Source organism: Xenorhabdus cabanillasii (assembly GCF_003386665.1).
GTDB lineage: Bacteria > Pseudomonadota > Gammaproteobacteria > Enterobacterales > Enterobacteriaceae > Xenorhabdus > Xenorhabdus cabanillasii.
In genome coordinates this window covers 1,418,911-1,437,088 of the sequence record NZ_QTUB01000001.1, presented here as the reverse complement: position 1 = coordinate 1,437,088, position 18,178 = coordinate 1,418,911, and the positions used below count along the sequence as shown (strand labels likewise).

At 41.7% G+C, this 18,178-nt stretch carries 14 protein-coding genes and 1 pseudogene; 4 read left to right on the top strand and 11 right to left on the bottom strand.

What is annotated here, in order from left to right; all coding sequences use genetic code 11:
• The first annotated feature begins 177 nt into the window (after window positions 1-177).
• Both yhjD and BDD26_RS07005 read left to right on the top strand, forming a co-directional pair.
• Window positions 178-1,149 (top strand): inner membrane protein YhjD, encoded by a 972-nt coding sequence (gene yhjD / locus BDD26_RS07010; RefSeq protein WP_115825982.1) that lies wholly within the window; start codon window positions 178-180, stop codon window positions 1,147-1,149.
• A 56-nt stretch (window positions 1,150-1,205) separates the two neighbouring features.
• Window positions 1,206-1,412, top strand: coding sequence for a 2-hydroxymuconate tautomerase family protein (locus BDD26_RS07005; protein WP_099135339.1), 207 nt, complete (start codon window positions 1,206-1,208; stop codon window positions 1,410-1,412).
• A 626-nt stretch (window positions 1,413-2,038) separates the two neighbouring features.
• Here BDD26_RS07005 and BDD26_RS07000 read toward each other — a convergent pair.
• The 11 genes and pseudogenes from BDD26_RS07000 to BDD26_RS06950 form a co-directional block, all read right to left on the bottom strand.
• Window positions 2,039-2,872 (bottom strand): hypothetical protein, encoded by an 834-nt coding sequence (locus tag BDD26_RS07000; RefSeq protein WP_147299005.1) that lies wholly within the window; start codon window positions 2,870-2,872, stop codon window positions 2,039-2,041.
• Between the two features lie 3 nt (window positions 2,873-2,875).
• Window positions 2,876-3,859 carry an IS30 family transposase gene (locus tag BDD26_RS06995; RefSeq protein WP_115825513.1) on the bottom strand — a complete coding sequence of 328 codons (984 nt, stop codon included), beginning with the start codon at window positions 3,857-3,859 and terminating at the stop codon, window positions 2,876-2,878.
• Between the two features lie 322 nt (window positions 3,860-4,181).
• Window positions 4,182-5,018, bottom strand: a complete 837-nt coding sequence (locus tag BDD26_RS06990) for a hypothetical protein (protein WP_115825978.1) — start codon at window positions 5,016-5,018, stop codon at window positions 4,182-4,184.
• Window positions 5,019-5,238: 220 nt separating this feature from the next.
• Complete coding sequence (locus tag BDD26_RS06985) at window positions 5,239-6,075, bottom strand: hypothetical protein (protein WP_115825976.1); 837 nt, start codon at window positions 6,073-6,075, stop codon at window positions 5,239-5,241.
• Window positions 6,076-6,130: 55 nt separating this feature from the next.
• Window positions 6,131-6,730: a hypothetical protein gene (locus BDD26_RS06980; RefSeq protein ID WP_244922678.1), complete on the bottom strand. Its 600-nt coding sequence runs from the start codon at window positions 6,728-6,730 to the stop codon at window positions 6,131-6,133.
• Window positions 6,727-7,864 (bottom strand): annotated as a pseudogene (locus BDD26_RS06975) (ISAs1 family transposase). The gene BDD26_RS06980 and the pseudogene BDD26_RS06975 overlap by 4 nt, the downstream one beginning before the upstream one ends.
• Before the next feature lie 523 nt (window positions 7,865-8,387).
• A complete protein-coding gene (locus tag BDD26_RS06970) occupies window positions 8,388-9,242 on the bottom strand; it encodes a hypothetical protein (RefSeq protein ID WP_115825974.1) in 855 nt (284 codons plus the stop codon).
• A 52-nt stretch (window positions 9,243-9,294) separates the two neighbouring features.
• Window positions 9,295-10,917, bottom strand: a complete 1,623-nt coding sequence (locus BDD26_RS06965; RefSeq protein WP_115825972.1) for a hypothetical protein — start codon at window positions 10,915-10,917, stop codon at window positions 9,295-9,297.
• 12 nt (window positions 10,918-10,929) lie between these two features.
• Window positions 10,930-11,199: a type VI secretion system PAAR protein gene (locus tag BDD26_RS06960; RefSeq protein WP_115825970.1), complete on the bottom strand. Its 270-nt coding sequence runs from the start codon at window positions 11,197-11,199 to the stop codon at window positions 10,930-10,932.
• Between the two features lie 19 nt (window positions 11,200-11,218).
• On the bottom strand, window positions 11,219-12,049 hold the full coding sequence (locus BDD26_RS06955) for a DUF4123 domain-containing protein (RefSeq protein ID WP_115825968.1): 831 nt from the start codon (window positions 12,047-12,049) through the stop codon (window positions 11,219-11,221).
• Window positions 12,046-14,058, bottom strand: a complete 2,013-nt coding sequence (locus tag BDD26_RS06950; RefSeq protein ID WP_115825966.1) for a type VI secretion system Vgr family protein — start codon at window positions 14,056-14,058, stop codon at window positions 12,046-12,048. The genes BDD26_RS06955 and BDD26_RS06950 overlap by 4 nt, the downstream gene beginning before the upstream one ends.
• 300 nt (window positions 14,059-14,358) lie before the next feature.
• Here BDD26_RS06950 and BDD26_RS06945 point away from each other — a divergent pair, with 300 nt between their 5' ends.
• On the top strand, window positions 14,359-17,640 hold the full coding sequence (locus BDD26_RS06945) for an RHS repeat-associated core domain-containing protein (protein WP_244922677.1): 3,282 nt from the start codon (window positions 14,359-14,361) through the stop codon (window positions 17,638-17,640).
• Between the two features lie 2 nt (window positions 17,641-17,642).
• Window positions 17,643-18,023 (top strand): hypothetical protein, encoded by a 381-nt coding sequence (locus tag BDD26_RS06940; protein WP_115825964.1) that lies wholly within the window; start codon window positions 17,643-17,645, stop codon window positions 18,021-18,023.
• Window positions 18,024-18,178: the final 155 nt, after the last annotated feature.

The following is an 18,178-nucleotide window of genomic DNA, read 5'->3' as shown; positions in this document are numbered from 1 at the left end:
ACATAGCTACCGGACTTTTCCATATTCGCCCCATATTCGACCAATCATTTATTCTCCCTCCCTCACCCTCTCTGGCAGTAGGATTGGGATAAGTAAACATGATCAAAGCTGCAACCTAGAAGACGACGGCTATAATGGGCTACATTATAGTCATATCAGGCAAAGCCAAGAGGATGTATGCCAAATGATTTTGAAAAAAGGAAATATTCCAGCAAAGGAACAACCAGCACACCATTACAGAAAGGTTTAGATGGCAGCAAGAAAGCGTTTTCGGTGACGATCCGCATCGGCAACTATATCCGCCATATCCCATTTATTGCCCATCTGATCAGGGCAGCTCAACGTTTCAATGATCGAATGGGCAGTCAGTTTGGTGCAGCTATTACCTATTTTTCCTTTCTGTCCCTGATCCCAATACTGATGCTCTCTTTTGCTATCGCAGGTTTTGTGCTGGCTTCCAATCCTGATTTGCTGGCAAAACTCATCAACAGTATAGCCAATAGCATCAGTGATCCTACTCTGGCAAATACATTGAAAAATAGTGTTGATACCGCCATAAAGCAGAGAACAACCGTTGGATTGACAGGTTTGGCGATTGCGCTTTACTCAGGCGTGAACTGGGTCGGCAACCTGCGGGAAGCGATCCGTGCTCAATCCCGTGATGTCTGGGAGCATACTCACGAAGATAAAGAAAAAATTTACTCTCAATATATTCGGGATATTTTCTCTCTATTTGGCCTGCTATTCGCATTAGTGATAACACTTTCCCTGAACTCCATCGCTGGCTCTGCTCAGGCAACCATCGTCCATGCCCTTGGCTTAGAAAGTATTGAATGGCTGCGCCCCGTATGGACATCCATTGGCATGACGATTTCCATTTCTGCCAATTATTTGTTATTTCTATGGATATTGTGGATCTTGCCTCGTCATCGGCCTGAGCGGAAAGCCCTGTTTCAGGGAACATTAATGGCCGCCATTGGGTTTGAGATCATTAAATCGATTATGACCATGATGCTGCCACGCCTTGCCAGTTCACCTTCTGGCGCAGCCTTTGGCTCAGTAATTGGCCTGATGGCATTTTTCTATTTCTTTGCCCGACTGACCCTGTTTTGCGCTGCCTGGATCGCCACAGCAGAGAAAAAAGAGTAACAAAACGAGACTGCTTCATCAGAAGCATTTCATAACAAATCAAAAAGGAGTCATTTATGCCATTTGTGAACATCAAAATCACCCGCGAAGGGGCAACTGCTGAACAGAAGAAACAACTGATTGAAGGTGCAACCCAGTTGCTGGTGGATGTACTTGGCAAGAATCCGGCAACAACGTTTGTCATTATTGATGAAGTGGAAACGGATAACTGGGGAATCGGTGGCAAGAGCGTGACGGAAGTACGGGCTGCTGCGAAGAAATAAGCACTATTTTTAATAAATTAAATGAATTATTAGGGCGAATATATCGCCCTTTTATTTTTTTAATATAAAAACACTCTTCTGAGATATTTTTGAGTTTAAGAAACCTTTATCACTGAACAAACTAAGATTGTTTATACTGGAGATATCTGCTTCCCAAAGTACGCAGATGCACCGCAATACTTGCTCTCCCTTTCAGGCTACGAGAGTTTTTATTGTCGCTGAAAAGCACTCTAAACCATTTTAGGCTGCCTGATTTTTGTAGTTGTGGCAATAATGCATATTGTGCTTTAAGTAGAATTATTTATAATAATGGATTCATACCATCAAAAGATAATATAAATAAAAATTCACATTTTTTGTTTAACAACCTAAAAAACATTCCTTTTTAAAAGTGGTTGTTTCTGAAGCAGTCATATGATATTTATACTCTTATTGTGTTCACATAATAATGGACAAACACTATCAGAGTGAAAATTAATACATTTATAATATAATTTATCTGATGAAATAATTATCATTAATATATCAATGTAATACTTTTATTCTATTTGATAATTAAACTTTCTTTTATTAATAAGAGTTAGGCCAATCAGTATTACTAATAACTGATTAGCCTAATAAATTAATTATCTAGCGATAACAACTTTTCCATTGATAATGGATAAGTAAGGATTATAATTATAATTTTTATTCTTCTCTTTATTGTGGAAAATAATAGGAGAAGATCCTAATACACCTCTTTCTAGACGGAATAATCGACCGTTTTTGTAGCTAATCAATTTATAATTTTTCCAATCAGGCTCTTTAACAGAAAATTTATCGCTTATGTTTTCTTCAAAATCCATAGAGTCAAAAAATATCTTGGCACTACTGTTATCAGCTATAGCCCACTCTTCCCAAGCTGATTGGCTCATTTTCCAGACTTTATCCAGATCATGACGTGAAAAAGCATTACTGATTTCCTGATAAACTACTTTTATAGCGGGTAGATCATTTTCCGTGACAGGCGTGGCCTTTGTCCACATCCAGTTTGGCAATCCATTGACTGAAAAATTTTTTTGAGCTGCAAATAAGTTTATTTCCCCTTTCGTTGTTGACATATTTGCATAATCAAATTTTTCATTAGTGTTTATCGATTGTTTCGTTGTCACATTTCCATGCTCATCCACGGTTAATTTTATATGGCTAATTATTATACCTTGTTCATCGTGAGAAGAGACTTTTCTTATTGTTGCTTCACACCATGACTCTTTATGAAATTTCTTTGTATCCTTATCAAATGGCATACGCCCCATGAGAAGTCTTATCGTATTATGACCATTTTCCAAAAATGCGGATATATTATAACCGCTAGATTCTGTTCCTGTTCGTGAAGAAATATCTTCCAGAGTTATTATTCCGTTTATTTTTAAAACACATAAACTACGTTGGGTATTAAATGAAACAAGACTTGGATTCACATATTAAGCGCAACACCGTAATGAGCGAAGTAATTGAGTGGGTACTCCTTTAAATAACTCATTCGGTGTTTTGTAATCTCGTGTTTTACGAGGACGATTATTTAATCGGTTTGCCACAAGGTTAATCTCCCGCTCTGATACCTTATTAAAATCGCTTCCTTTTGGGAAGTAATCTCTAATTAATCCATTTATGTTCTCATTTATCCCTCTTTCCCAAGGGGAATGCGGGTGAGCAAAATAAATTCTTGCCTCTAAATTTTTACTGATCCGCTCGTGTTCGGCAAATTCGAGGCCATTGTCAAAGGTAATTGTTTTAACTTTATGTTTTATCAGTGATAAGTGTCTTGTTGCCGCTTTGGCGACCCCTTCTGCTGTTTTATCTTCAAGTTTAATAATAATAGTAAATAATGATTTTCGTTCAACGAGTGTCAATAATGCACTTTTATGATCTTGGCCAACGATAGTATCGCCTTCCCAATCACCAATACGCTGCTTTTTATCAACAAATTTTGGGCGTTTATCAATGCTGACTCTATTTTTAATTTTGCCTCTGCGCTCATAATTTCCATAGCGTTTACGATACGGTTTTTTCGCCATTCTGAGATGTTGCCATAAATCACCACCATTCTTTTTATCTTTATAAATCAATCGATAAATCGTCTCATGATGTAAAGATATTTTGGCTTCCCGTTTAAGATAACCCACAATCTGTTCGGGACTTAAATCTTGCCAAATTAACTGTTTGATCCACATTTCTATCTCTGGATTCACTTTGACTGCTTTTATAGCAAAATGCCGGCGTGCTACGGCCTTAAACTGAGCCTGTTCAGGAGAATATTTCTTTGCTTCCCGATTTCGTCTCAATTCCCGGCTAATCGTTGAGGGGCTTCGATTGAGTGACTTTGAAATCGCCCGTTGTGAAAAACCCGCTTCTTTCAGGCTAGAAATCTGATATCTTTCTGTTTCGGTCAGTTGTGTATAGGTCATAGCGCATTTTCCTTTGGCGAGAAAGATGCCTACTATAGCAACTGACCGCCTTTCTCAGAAATTGCACTTATTATGCGAATCCAAGAGATATTTATATTCCATATTTGTTTTTCCTGATGAAGAAGAACTAAATAGTATATAAATAATCAGTAAAGCACTATGCAAAATAAACCTACTTAGGTGGTTTGGTCTTAGGGAAATAGCTCGAAAACACATCTTTACTATCACTACTCCATTTTTTACCATCAGATAAAACATAATATCTGGCTAATCAAAGTTTTTAATAAAAAATCTGATTAGCCAAATTTAATCTTTAATTAATTTACCTGGCTATCACAACTTTGCCGTTAATAATGGATAGATAGGGATTGTAATGAGAATTCTTTTTATTCTCTTTGTTGTAAAAAATTATAGGCGAAGAACCTAACGCACCTCTTTCTAAACGAAATAATTTACCGCTTTTATAACTAACCAATTTATAGTTTTCCCAATCAGGTTCTTTAATAATGAACTTATCTTTTAATTTATTTTCAAAACCCATGGAGTCAAAAAATATTTTAGAACTACTATTGTCTGCTATAGCCCATTCTTCCCATGCTGGCTGGCTCATTTTCCAGACTTTATCTAAATCATGATGAGAAAAAGCATTACTAATTTCCTGATAAATTGTCTTTATGGCTGGCAAATCATTTTCAGTAACTGGCGTGGCCTTTGTCCACATCCAGTTTGGCAATCCATTGACTGAAAATTTTTTTTGGGCTGCAAATAAGTTTATTTCCCCTTTCGTTGTTGACATATTTGCATAATCAAATTTTTCATTAGTGTTTATCGATTGTTTCGTTGTCACATTTCCATGCTCATCCACGGTTAATTTTATATGGCTAATTATTATACCTTGTTCATCGTGAGAAGAGACTTTTCTTATTGTTGCTTCACACCATGACTCTTTATGAAATTTCTTTGTATCCTTATCAAATGGCATACGCCCCATGAGAAGTCTTATCGTATTATGACCATTTTCCAAAAATGCGGATATATTATAACCGCTAGATTCTGTTCCTGTTCGTGAAGAAATATTTTCCAGAGTTATTATTCCGTTTATTTTTAAAACACATAAACTACGTTGGGTATTAAATGAAACAAGATATTTATATTCCATATTTGTTTTTCCTGATGAAGAAGAACTAAATAGTATATAAATAATCAGTAAAGCACTATGCAAAATAAACCTACTTAGGTGGTTTGGTCTTAGGGAAATAGCTCGAAAACACATCTTTACTATCACTACTCCATTTTTTACCATCAGATAAAACATAATATCTGGCTAATCAAAGTTTTTAATAAAAAATCTGATTAGCCAAATTTAATCTTTAATTAATTTACCTGGCTATCACAACTTTGCCATTAATTATGGATAGGTAAGGATTGTAAGTAATATCTTCTTTACTTTCCTTATTATGAAAAATAATAGGAGAAGATCCTAATACACCACTTTCCAAACGGAATAAACGGCCGTTTTTATAACTAACTAATTTATATTTTTTCCAATCTGGATCTATAATAACAGACTCATCTTTTATGTTTTCGTCAAAATCCATAGAGTCAAAAAATATTTTGGCACTACTGTTATCAGCTATAGCCCATTCTTCCCATGCTGGTTGGCTCATTTTCCATATTTTGTCCAGATCACGATGAGAAAAAGTATTGCTGATTTCCTGATACATTGCTTTTATAGAGGGTAAATCATTCTCAGTAACAGGCGTGGCTTTTGTCCACATCCAGTTTGGCAATCCATTAACTGAAAAAAATTTTTGTGCTGCAAATATGTTTTTTTCTCCTTTCTTTGTTGACATATTTGCGTAATCAAACTTCTCATTCGGATTTATTGAATTTTTAGTTGTTACGTTTCCGTGTTCATCCACCGTTAACTTTATATTACTAACAACTTGCCCTTGTTTATCATAAGGAGTGATTTTTCTTATTGTCACTTCACACCATGACTCTTTATGAAACTTATCGTTATCTCTGTCAAATGATTTACGCCCCATTAGTAACTCCACCGTATTAGAACCATTTTCCAAAAACGCGGATATATTATAACCACTGGATTCTGTACCTGTCCGTGAAGAAGTATTTTCCAAAGTTATTATTCCATTAATTTTTAAAACACATAAACTACGCTGTGTATTAAATGAGACTAGATACTTATGCTCCATGATCGATCTTCCTGATGCCGTATTTGTTGACATTATTAATGCGAGAAATAACAAACTACCCCAAAGAAATCCTGTAAAGAGACTTTTCTTTTGGTAGTGGCTCCTGAAATATCCAGTCTTTTTCAATAGGTTTATCTTCATGTTTTAATTCTCCTGTGTTTTCCAATTCTTGATCATCATTTTTCTTTGCTTTAATACCCACCCCGTATTTAACACTCGCCGATGCCTGAATACCATCATGGTAAAGTATTAATTCCATACTTTTCTCTGTAGATTCTAACGCCACTAACACTTTGGCTGAAATTTGTGCAGAAGCATCAAAATAACCATTAATAGCATAATAACGGACACCGCCACGAATATTCGTTTCAGCTCTGATACCAAACCCGGCTTCTAATACGGTATCTTTTTTAAAAGACCATTCTCCTTTGTTATCAGATTCCCAACCAAACATAACGTTCAAGTTACCACTAAGAATTAAATCTAACTGCACACCATAAAATGCCCCATTTTTATCCTGCTTGACCTCTTGTTCGAGGGTTTCTCCTGCTTCACGTATTTCAGCAACGATTTTATCGAGTTTAAAATAGGCTGCAAAAATTTGAAGCACATCAGCTCTCAGCTCTAAACCCAGGGTGAGAGCATGAGTGTTCATTTCTTGCCCAACACCTGAAAACCTGCAATTAAGACCTTATCCAAATACTCACTGCTCATATTAGCCATGTTAGTTTTACGCCGGATGCTGGCTTTTACACTGCTTTCTGCTCGCAGCATATTCAGTGAAAAATGCCGCATCCCCGCTAATATCTCGGCAGCGTGGCCGCGACGAATGGGGCATGCATCTTCATTCATTGAAACATCAAGAATCCAATGGACGCGATTTTCTATGCTCCAATGCCCACGCACTGCCGCCTTAAAACGATCGGGGTCAAGTTCCGCTGAGCTGATGTAATAATGATAATCCAGTGATTCTTTTTTTCTCGTTTTATCAAGGCGATATCGTATTGCCACGCCAATACTTTTTAAGCCTTTCCATTCCGGCAATTGCAAGGCAAGCTTCCCTGCCGGTAAGACATGATATTCACGTAATTCAATTCGACCATGTCCTTGTTCTATATTGACATTTTCTGACTGGCTGACGGCAGTGACGTGGGTTGACAGCGCTTGTTTAAGCTCGCGGTGTAATGTTGCCTGATTATCTTTTACGGCCAGCAGGTAATCCCCGCCCTGGGCGATAATTTTTTGGGCAATTTGGGTCTGGCATCCCATCGCATCAAGGGTGACCAAACAGCCATTGATGTCCAGCAAATCAATTAATTTAGGAATTGCTGTGATTTCATTCGATTTTTTTTCGGTTTTTAGCTGCCCCCATGACAACCCCATTGGCCGTGGCAAATGCACTCACCATATGAATAGCCGATAATCGTTTATGCCAATGCCCGGTTCCCCGTAATACCTTGCCATCAATTGCGATGATTTCGCCGTTGGTACGCTCGCTTACCGCCTGAGTCCAGCGAATAAAGCAGTGTTGAAACTGGACAGGATCAAGGCGGGAAATGATACGCGCTATTGTATCGTGGACAGGCAAACCGGTTTGAAAAAATCCCTTTTCCTGAAGCCAGTTGCTGCGCATATTTCCGAAGTCTTCAATATCTTCCCAACCTTCAGCGCCAGTTAAAACGGCACACATTGTCAGAAAAAGCACATCAAACAGGGGATAGCTGATTTTGGCAGATTGGCGAGGATCTTTGATTTCACTGAAATGTTGAGAAAAGTCATCGAATTCCATGAGCGGACTCCCGAAAAAAGAGTATAAGATCACAACTTAATTCGTAGGTCAAATGGATTACTTTTGATTAAATAATGTTCGTGATCTCGCCCTGGCGTTCAATGCGCTTAGGTGACAGTATAAAAATACCCTTTGGGGATATTCTTTAGTTTAAAAAACCTTCATCGTTAGACAAGGAGTTTATGTCTGACAATATCTGCTTCCAAAGGTGCGCAGACGTACCGCAACACTTGCTCTCCCTTTCAGGCTACGGGAGTTTTATAGCTGTTACAGCTATGTACCATCATGTGATGGTAAGTGAGTCGGTTCAAATTAACGAATTTTTAGAATTTCGACAAGAATAATTTTTATTTATAGAAATGTATAATAGGTTATTATTGGTAAAATTTATAGCGACCCATGTTTTTAATATGGAACGCTATAAATAAAAGCCAAATCAAAACTCAAGTATAGCTATAAGTGTTAATTTTTTTCTCATCTAAGAAAAATTCACTTGGCTATATGAATACAAGTAGTTTACTTATTATCTGGCAATAACAACCTTCCCATCAATAATGGATAAATATGGGTCATACGTATAAATATAACCAGCCTTTCCATTATTATCCAGTATTATTGGGGAACGACCGAAACTCCCTTTTTCCAAGCGAAATAGCCGCCCTTCTTTATACTTGACTAACCTGTAATCCTGCCATTTAGGGGACATTCTGGGAGTATATAACTTGTTATCAGTCAGTCTTTCAAAATTCATTGAATCAAAAAATACTCTGGGATTGCTATTATCAGCCATTGCCCATTCATCCCATGCAGGTTTACTTATTTTCCATAATTTATCGAGATCCTTATGTGCAAGAGTATTGAGAATTTCTTGATAGAAATTTTTAATTTCAGGGAGGTCATTTTCTGTCACTGGACGTGCTTTAGTCCACATCCAGTCGGGTAATCCATTCAGGTTAAATGATTTTCTTGCCTTGTAAAAGCCTTCATCACCAGGTGTGGTTGCCATCCCCGTGAATGCAAACTCTGATCCTGTTCTTCCTATTTGATTGAGAGACTCTGATGTTAGGGTATTGCCCTCCTTATCGACTGTCAATTTGATATGACTGATTATTTCCTCGTCACCGAAAGCGGATACTTTTTTTAATGTGGTTTCACACCGGGCGTTGGGATCAAATTTATTTGATTTTTCAGATGTTCTATCCTTAAAAAGTAATTCTATGGTATTCGTGCCATTTTCCAGAAAAGCAGTTGCATTTAGACCACTGGATTGGACGCCATGTGTACCCGCACCGCGATTATCCATAGCAGGCATACCATTTACGCTTAAATAGCAAAAACTTTTACTTGTGTTTATCGAGAGTAAGTATTTATAGTCCATTTTAGATTTTCCTAAGGCATTATTTGATAAAATACATGCAAAAAATAAAACACTAACCCAACGAAATCCGATACGTCGACTCTTCTTTAGACAGTGGTTTTTGGAATACCCATTCTTTTTCAGCATTTGTATTTACTCCGTTGTCTTTCTCTTCATCATTTTCATTGCCTTCCTTACCTACACCAAAAGCCAATTCTACATTTACCATTGTTTTTATACCATCATGGTAAAATACCAAATCCAAAACTTTTTCATTTTGGGGATTTGGGGCGAATCCAATAAGTCCTTTAGCGTCTGCCGTGGCAGCTGCATTTACATAGCCATTAATAATGCCGTAACGCACCCCTCCACGGATACTGGCCTCGGCTTTAATACTAAATCCCACTTCGAATATGTCGTCTTTTTTAAATAACCAATCTCCTTTTTCATCCGATTCCCAACCAAATTTTACATCTAAAGCTCCCTCTGTAATGAGATTTAATTCTGCACCTACATAAGCACCATTTTCACCTTTCTTCACTTTTTCTTCATAGACTTCCCCTGCCTCACGAAGCATAGAAACAGCGGTATTGATTTTAAAAGCAGCGGCGACGAGTTGGATAACATCGAGCTTTAATGATAATCCGAACAGAGGGGAAGCCGAAATTTCAGCACCAAATTTGCGGTATAATTTAAAATCGTCACTATGAGAAAGCTCATATTCGCCATGAACTTGAATTTCAGGATAAAGAACTTCCAATTTCAGAATATTAAATTTGTCACGGGGATGACCTGAGGTGAGGAAATTTGTGAATTTATCAATATTCTGTTTGAGTGAGTCAATGGATTTTAAGGTATTTTTACTTTTCTTAAATTCCTTTTCTAATAAGGTTTTTTTCCATGTTTGACTCGCTCCGCCTTTTTGAGTTTTAACGCTTCCTTCAATAGAATAAGCATTCCTTACTGCATAACGTGTCGTGTCATTACGCCAGCCTCTGTGTCCTCTCTGTCCTAGACCTTGTTCTCTATTAGTTTTACGTTGCTGCTTTTTTCTTTCTTGGTCTGTAAATTCATTCACTTCTTTATCAGCACTAAACGTCAGATCAACTTCTATCTTTTCCTTAGTCACTAAATAAATATTTGAGTTAAGTACCGTTTTTTTGCCACGGAGATAGGATAATACTTTGTTTATTCCAGACTGTGTTTCCTTTGTTAGGGGTTTGTTTGAACATTCATCAACCAGAATCTGGTAATGTTGTTTCTCTATTCCCGCATAGAAGTCCTTGTCTAAGAAACGTTTTAAAATCATGAATGGGCCTGGTATTAAAGTTAAAAAATCCTGTTGCGTTTTATCGTAAAACAGTTTTCCTTTGTACGTATTTTTTGGGGAAAACTGAGCAATAGGTTGGCCCTGTTCATTGAATACATTACCAATTGGACATTCTGGATTATGGGAGATACAACCTTTACTGACCGAACTTAACTTAATTTCTACATTCGGTTTTTCTTCCTTAGGCCATTCATCTAGATGGGTAAACGTTGTTTCTGGCGCATCAAGCACATAATAGAGAACTTGTGGGAACCAAGATTGTGTATAGCTGAAGGTGTTATCCCCCAATATAACATCGATTTTGTGAGTACAATCGTCAGGATTATCACAGCCACATATTGCTGAACCTGCCTTTGTTGACGTCATTTTTTTATCTCCTTAACCAATATTTACACTGCCACCGCCAATCACAACACCGCCACAATCAACGGCATCCCCTGTTCTGGCGGCAGGTTTTCCCTCAATAAACACGGAACCAGAGCCTCCCGCTATCGTCCGTGAGTGTGACGAATGGGAAGCCAGTGCATCTCCCTGTCGGGCAAGATAGGCACCATCAACTTTCACTGTGCTGGCGCCGGTAATAACAGGGGTTGCGGAACAATCACCGTGTTCTGTGCCGATATCACCAATTTTGACTGCATTACCCATATTGTTTCTCTATTTTTGATTAAAGAGGCACCTGACCCATTTCTTGAATTAACACGCTTTCGGCTCGCATATGACCCGGCTGGTTGTATTCAGTTAATTGGGAATACATCGCAGTTGGCAATTCATCAATTGTGAGATGATGACGGGTGATAAAGAGCTGGAGCAACCCACGAACATTGCGGTCGTCCGTAATACCGTTTTGGCCGAACCAGTTAAAAAATTGCCGGGCGCATTCCACCGTGTCGATATGAGGGATAAAATCAAAAGGAGCCTTTTCCAGCCATTCAGGGATTAGACCGGCTAGTTTTTCAATATACCGCTCCGTGAAAATAGCCTGTATTTTTTCCAACTGAATGTCTGTGATGGCAAGCATCTTGCGTTTACTGGTGGCACCAATCGGGAAAGGTTCTCTGATTTTGGCAAAGTTATCCGTGCGTTCTTCTTCAAGATAAAGTGTCGTGACCTGCGTGATCGGCCCTAAAAAACAGTGCACTTCCCAGTCACTCAATACGCCGAGAAAATCCCAGATATTGCGCGGGTCATAAAAACGGAAAAATACCGGTTTTTCCTGCTGAGGAAGCAGGACTTGCAGGTATTTCCGTAAATGCTGGCGCATGGTTTTCATATCTGCTGCACTCTGGACGAAAATTCCCCACGGTGTTTTGCGGCATTCCAGCCAGATTTTAACTTTTTCATCCACCTGTACCAGATAAGGGGCGATTTTAACCAGTTCTGGCTGGAGAGGTTCACCATAAAGACAGGCGGAAGGCGGGTCATAACGCTCCAGCATCAAAAATAGATCAGGTTCTGCCGCCCCATCAATAATTGCGTAAAGTTTTTCCTGACTCATTCCTGTTTCTCCTTCTCTTTCATTGGGCAGTGAGCGACAAACATCGAACCTTCACTTGCCGCTGCAAGCAGGATGGCGGGATTGGCTGGTGCCAGTAAATCACCGGGACTGCCACCGGAGTTCAGGTTGATGGCGGCACCTTTGATATCAATACCACCGGCATGAAGCACAACAAAATTTCCCCCGACACTCAGGGTAATTTTGCTGCCACTTTGCAAGGTCAGATCGCCCTGCGCATCTACACTGACTACCCCCTGAATTTTCTCAGCCAGATCGCCTTTGAGCTGTAGTGAGCGGTCACCGTCAATCTGTTCAAGATAATTGCCCGTAGTTTTATGATCCTGTTGACCTTCTACAGTTACCTTACGATTATTGGCTATCACCAGTTCATCATCATGACCAATGCTGGTTGTGCGGTCATAGTTGATCCGTTCTCCGCGTGAATTGCGTACCTGAATGGCGAGGTTTTTCTGCGCGTGAATAAAGACCTCTTCGCGATCTTTCTCATCCTCAAAGCGCAGTTCATTAAACCCTTCGCCTTTATGCGTTTTAGACCGGATTGACATCTGGGTTTTCGCCATGGGCAGGCGGTTTGGCGGAATGTTGTTGGCATGATAAGCCCGCCCGACAATAATTGGTTGATCGGGATCGCCGTGGACAAAATCCACCAACACTTCGTGCCCAATACGGGGAATGGCGATCATACCCATTAATTGCCCGGCCCACGCCTGACTGACCCGCACCCAGCAGGAACTGCGGTCATTAAATTCACCGTATCTGTCCCAGTCAAACTGGATACGAACGCGCCCGTGTTCGTCACAGAAAATTTCTTCTCCCTCCGGCCCAACGACCGTGGCGATATGTGGACCTTCCATTTTGGGTTTTGGATAGGGGGAAGAGCGGTAAGAATTTTTTCGAGTGGTGAAGGTAAATTGGTTGGACAACCATGTGCCACCATCGCCGGATTGAGTCTCATCGGCCTGTGGTTGCCGCCCGGAATGCGTGATGTGGATAAGCTGCCACTGGTCGTTGAAAGTTTCTCTGGGGTGATCGGTCAGGTTAAACAGTTGCCCCGGCCACATGGCAAAACAGTCACCCTGACCGTTGCCAAGCTGAGTATCCCGGCGCAGGTATTCCAGACGATACTGGCTTGCACGTTGTCCTAACTCATCATCTTTATAGCGGCTGGGAAAGTCGTAATGGTGATAGCTATTCAATATTCGCTGATTATCAAGATTACGTCCTTCATACCAGAATTCCCGGTTCCAGTGTGGGTTTTTGAAAGTTCGGTCTTTGGTAGTGATATTGGCAACACCGACTTGTTCTGACCAGCTAAATTGGCGGATACAGGTTGTTTCACCCGTCACGTCGGCTTCGGGGTGGTAAGGAACGGTTATAACTTGATTGAGAGACAGACAGGAATCGTGAAACACGATACTTTGCTCGTGTTGCTCCTGATCGAAGGTGAAATAGTAAAAAATGCCCTCATCAGCCAGCAGACGCTGAATAAAGGCCAGATCGCTTTCATCGTACTGAACACAAAATTCCCGTGGTGGGTGTTTGTAACCGAGCGCAAAGAAAAAACTACGTACACCATTTTCCCTTAACAGGGTTTCGACGATATCCATAACGGATTGGTTCTGGAAGATACGGCTATTAACCCGTAATGATGCACGCCATAAAGGGGGCTGAAGAGTGATATGGTAGTGGCTGCAATGGCGTCCGGTTGATTGCAATGAAAACTGCGTGACCATACCTGTGATCTGCCGTTCAACTTGTCCATTGCGATACACAGCAAAAGCGGCGCTTCTGTCGAGAACATCGGCAAAATTAATCTCCGGAGTTTTACAGGTTAGTGTGGCTTCCAGCCGAAAGGGGGCAGAGAGTGACTCCTGTAAGGAAAAATCCACGACGGCAAAGGATTGCTCAGGTAAATTTTCCGTAATCAGTGTAAAGACTAGGCCTGAACGATCAAATAGCTGGTTAATAGTATTCACTACCTTGTTCATTCGTTTCCTTCCTGTATTTCTCGTTGAAATATGAACAGATTAGTTGGCAAGGTTAGTACAATTACAAAACAAACAACACATTAAATAAACTGCACAATAGTAATGTAATATCTAAATAGACTCTATTTGTAACCCATTGAAATATCCATTATTATAGATTTTGTGATTTTATTTTATAAATATTAAAATATTTTTTATTTTATTCTTTTGTTTCTCTGATCGGATTACCTTTCTCTAGGGATACTCGCCCGTAACCAGCATATTCCTCATTCCCTGCTGACCGGCGAGCTGAATGGCAAATTGCAACTGACCGATCGCCAGTCCCAGCTTAGCTACCATTTCAATCATACTGTCGGAAATATCCGCAAACTGTCCGCGATCACCGACCGCCGTCAGAACACAATTCAGTTTATTTACGATAAACAGTCGCAACTGATTGAAGTTACGCGCACCGATGGTTTCCGGTTGGTGTTGGGCTATCAGGGCCAGCAACTCCAGACCGTGGATTATCTTGAACCGCAGAAACAGCAGCGGTTGGTGACCTGTCACTATGATCCGCAAGGCTACCTGCATGAATGTGAAGCGTTCCAGCATAACCACCTGTGGCATGAATATGACACACAGGGGCGGATGACCCGCTGGCACGATACTGATCAGACAGATGTCTATCTCACCTACGATGATCGTGGACGGGTACTCACAACTGCCACCACCAGCGGCTATTGGTGTGATCATTTCCACTATGATGATCAGGCACGCATCACCACCTATCGGGACGCTGAAGGCGGTGAAACCCAACACCACTACGATCACAATGGGTTGGTTGTCCGTGAAGTCGATCCATTAGGACGGATCACCCGCCGCCAGTGGCGCCATAGCCAAATCATCTGGGAAGCCGATCCGACAGGCGGGATAACCACCTTCGATTACAACCCTGACGGGGCGCTGACCGAAGTAAAACTGCCGACGGGCGACACCTTTGCTTACGGTTATGACGAACACGGGCAGCTCATCGAAAGTGTCCTGCCGACCGGCGAGCGTTGGCAATTTCACTATGATGAGCAGGGCAACCTGACGACACTGACTAATCCGTTGGGGCACAAAGAAGGATACCAATATGGTCTCCACGGTGAATTACGTCAGCGCTTACTGCCGGATGGACGCCAGTGGCACTACGCCTATGATGAGCAACAGCGGCTGGCCGCCGTGATGACGCCGGATGGACAAACCACCAGCCTGCAACTGGATGAACTGGGCCGCCTGTGCCAACTCACCGATGCCCTCAAACAGCAGACTCACTACCGCTATAGCGACGACCATGCCAGCCTCAATGGCTGCCTGACCGAAGTCGAACTGCCGGATGGCGCCACCCAACAGTTAACATATGACAGCGAGCGGCGTGTGGTAGCGGTCACCGATGGCGAAGGCCGTACCACTCGTTATCAGTACGGAGCTTTTGACCTGCTAAATCAGGTTATCCGCCCCGACGGCACCATACTGCACTTTGGCTATGATCGTCTGACCCGCCTGAATTCAGTCACTGCCTCCACCGGCGAAACTTACCGTTATGAGCGGGATGCGGCCGGTCAGATTATCCGGGAAACTGATTTTACCGGCCGTACCATTGATTATCAGTACGATAAGCTGGGACGCCGTATTCAGGCACAATATCCGGATGGTCAGCAGTTACGCTGGCATTACTCCGCCACTGGCTTACTAATCAAACAGGAAAGCTGGCAACCGGAAGAGAATCAGTTGGTACTTAATGCAACCACAACTTACGAATACAACGCCCGTCACCAGTTAATTAAGGCTGTCAATGACGATGCGGTAGTAGAATATGAGTACGACAAAGCCACTGGCCTGCCCACCTGTGAACGCATCAACGGACGAGAAATTACCCGTGAATGGGATAGCCTGACGGGACGCCCGCTCAGCGAAAATGTCGATGGCAATACCCTTCACTTTGGCTATAACCTGCCAGGTGCTCTGAATCACTTTCAGTTCAACCAGCATACACCGCTGGTCTTCCAGCATGATGCATTGGGACGGGAAACAGTACGCGAAAGTGCTAACGGCTTTATCCTTGCCAGTCGCTACACCGCAACTGGCCTGCTGGCACATCAGTCTGCGGGACAGGCAACTAAATTGTTTCGGGAAACTCTGGCACAAAATGACCCGCACTTCCCGCCACAAGCGACTGCCGTTAATCGTAACTGGCAGTACGACCGAGCCCATAACGTCCGAGTCATTGATGACAGCCGTTGGGGCCAAACACGCTATCGTTACAACGCCAACGACCAGATCCTGCATACCCTGTTCGACGGTGCCCTACCCTATGAAGAACAATTCCGTTATGATGCCAACGGTAACCTGAGCCAGCATTTGCCTGTGGATGCCTACGGCGCAATGACACAAATCAACCAGCGCCAGAAAGCCGGACGGGTAGTACAGCAAGGGGATATCCGTTATCGCTATGATGACAATGGGCGTCTGGTAGAAAAAACAGAGCAACGTGACGGCTTCCGTCCTCAAATCTGGCGCTACCGCTGGGACACCCAAAACCAGCTTACCCACTGTGAAACCCCGGACGGCTCGCGCTGGCACTATCGTTACGATGCGTTCGGGCGGCGTATCCGCAAACTCAAGGTTCACGATGGCAAACTGGTGGCCGCTAACCTGCAACGCTGGCTGGACGGCAAGCCCGACCTGACGCCCCGCGCCACCGAAATTTACGGGCAGGACTACCTGTGGAGCGGTGACCAGCTGGTTGAGGAGACGCCGGTGTATGCCGATGGCTCGCTGGCGCTGGACAGCCGCGTGCGCTGGCTGTACGAACCCGGCTCATTAACGCCGTCAGCCCGCTATGAAAAAGGCAAGCTGCACTATATTGTCAGTGACCATCAGGGCACCGTGCGCGAGATGTTGAATGAGCAAGGGGTACTGGTCTGGGCGCAGCGGCTGAGGACATGGGGAAAAGCCGAGAAATCGCAAGTAATTGCCTCGAATGACCCGGATTACCACGTTAGGTGCAATTTCAGGTTCATGGGGCAATTTGAGGACGAAGAGAGCGGATTATACTATAATTTTCACCGCTATTACTCGCCTGACACAGCGCAGTACATCTCGGCAGACCCCATTGGCTTGATGGGGGGTTTTAATCCGTATGGGTATGTGCATAATCCAACTAACTGGATCGACCCGTTCGGGTTGGCGGGGGAAAATTGTGGTGCGTATAAAGGAAAACTTACGATGAAGTCTTCAGAAATGAAGCCATTAGTGAGGGATTCTAGGGAATGGAAACAAGCAGTTAAAGATTTACAGCAAGCCATGGCTAATGGTGAAAAATTCCAAGTAAAAGTGAAAACTAGCTCTGATGCAAAAGCATTTTTAAAAGAATCGATAGGTAACATGAATCGCCGTAAAGCCCATACTCAAAGTGCTCGTGCAGATGGGGTTGAAAAATATCCTAAAGGGTACGAGCAGCATCAGAGGCCAGAAGGTGGATTTGGTGATACACCACATATCAAATGGTATAACAATGGAACGGATGGTCATATTTTCTATGACATACCGAATTAATAATGAAAAATGAATATTATTTCAACTTATTGGTAAAAAAAGAAATACCGCCAAATAAAGATCATGAAGATATATTCTTTAAAATGTTTGAATTTGTCATGGGCGGAACATTGTACGAATCATCATCTCTTGATAGTTTGAAGGATATCTTATGTGAAGAATCGTATTATATTGCACATAATTTAGTTACATACAAAGGTAATAAGGCTATTTTTAAAGGGAAAGTCGTAGCTAGTGAAAAAGAGAATCTAGTTTCTTTTTTGTATAAATCTGCTGAATTGGATGATCTAAGGGCTTTATTGATAGCACCTATCTTCAATGAAAAACCTAAGTATGTAATCTACTTAACAGAAGATAGCTGTCATTTTTATCATAAAAATTGATTTGATAATTAAATGATATTATTTGATGTTTAATCAGAAAAGCCGGAAAGATCCCCGTGATCTTCCGGCTTTATTCTTTTTTAAGAGCGGCTCACTTCCGGCTCTTAGCGGCTTTTGTCGTCCCCAATTAACTCCCGCATCCGCAGCTTAATCTC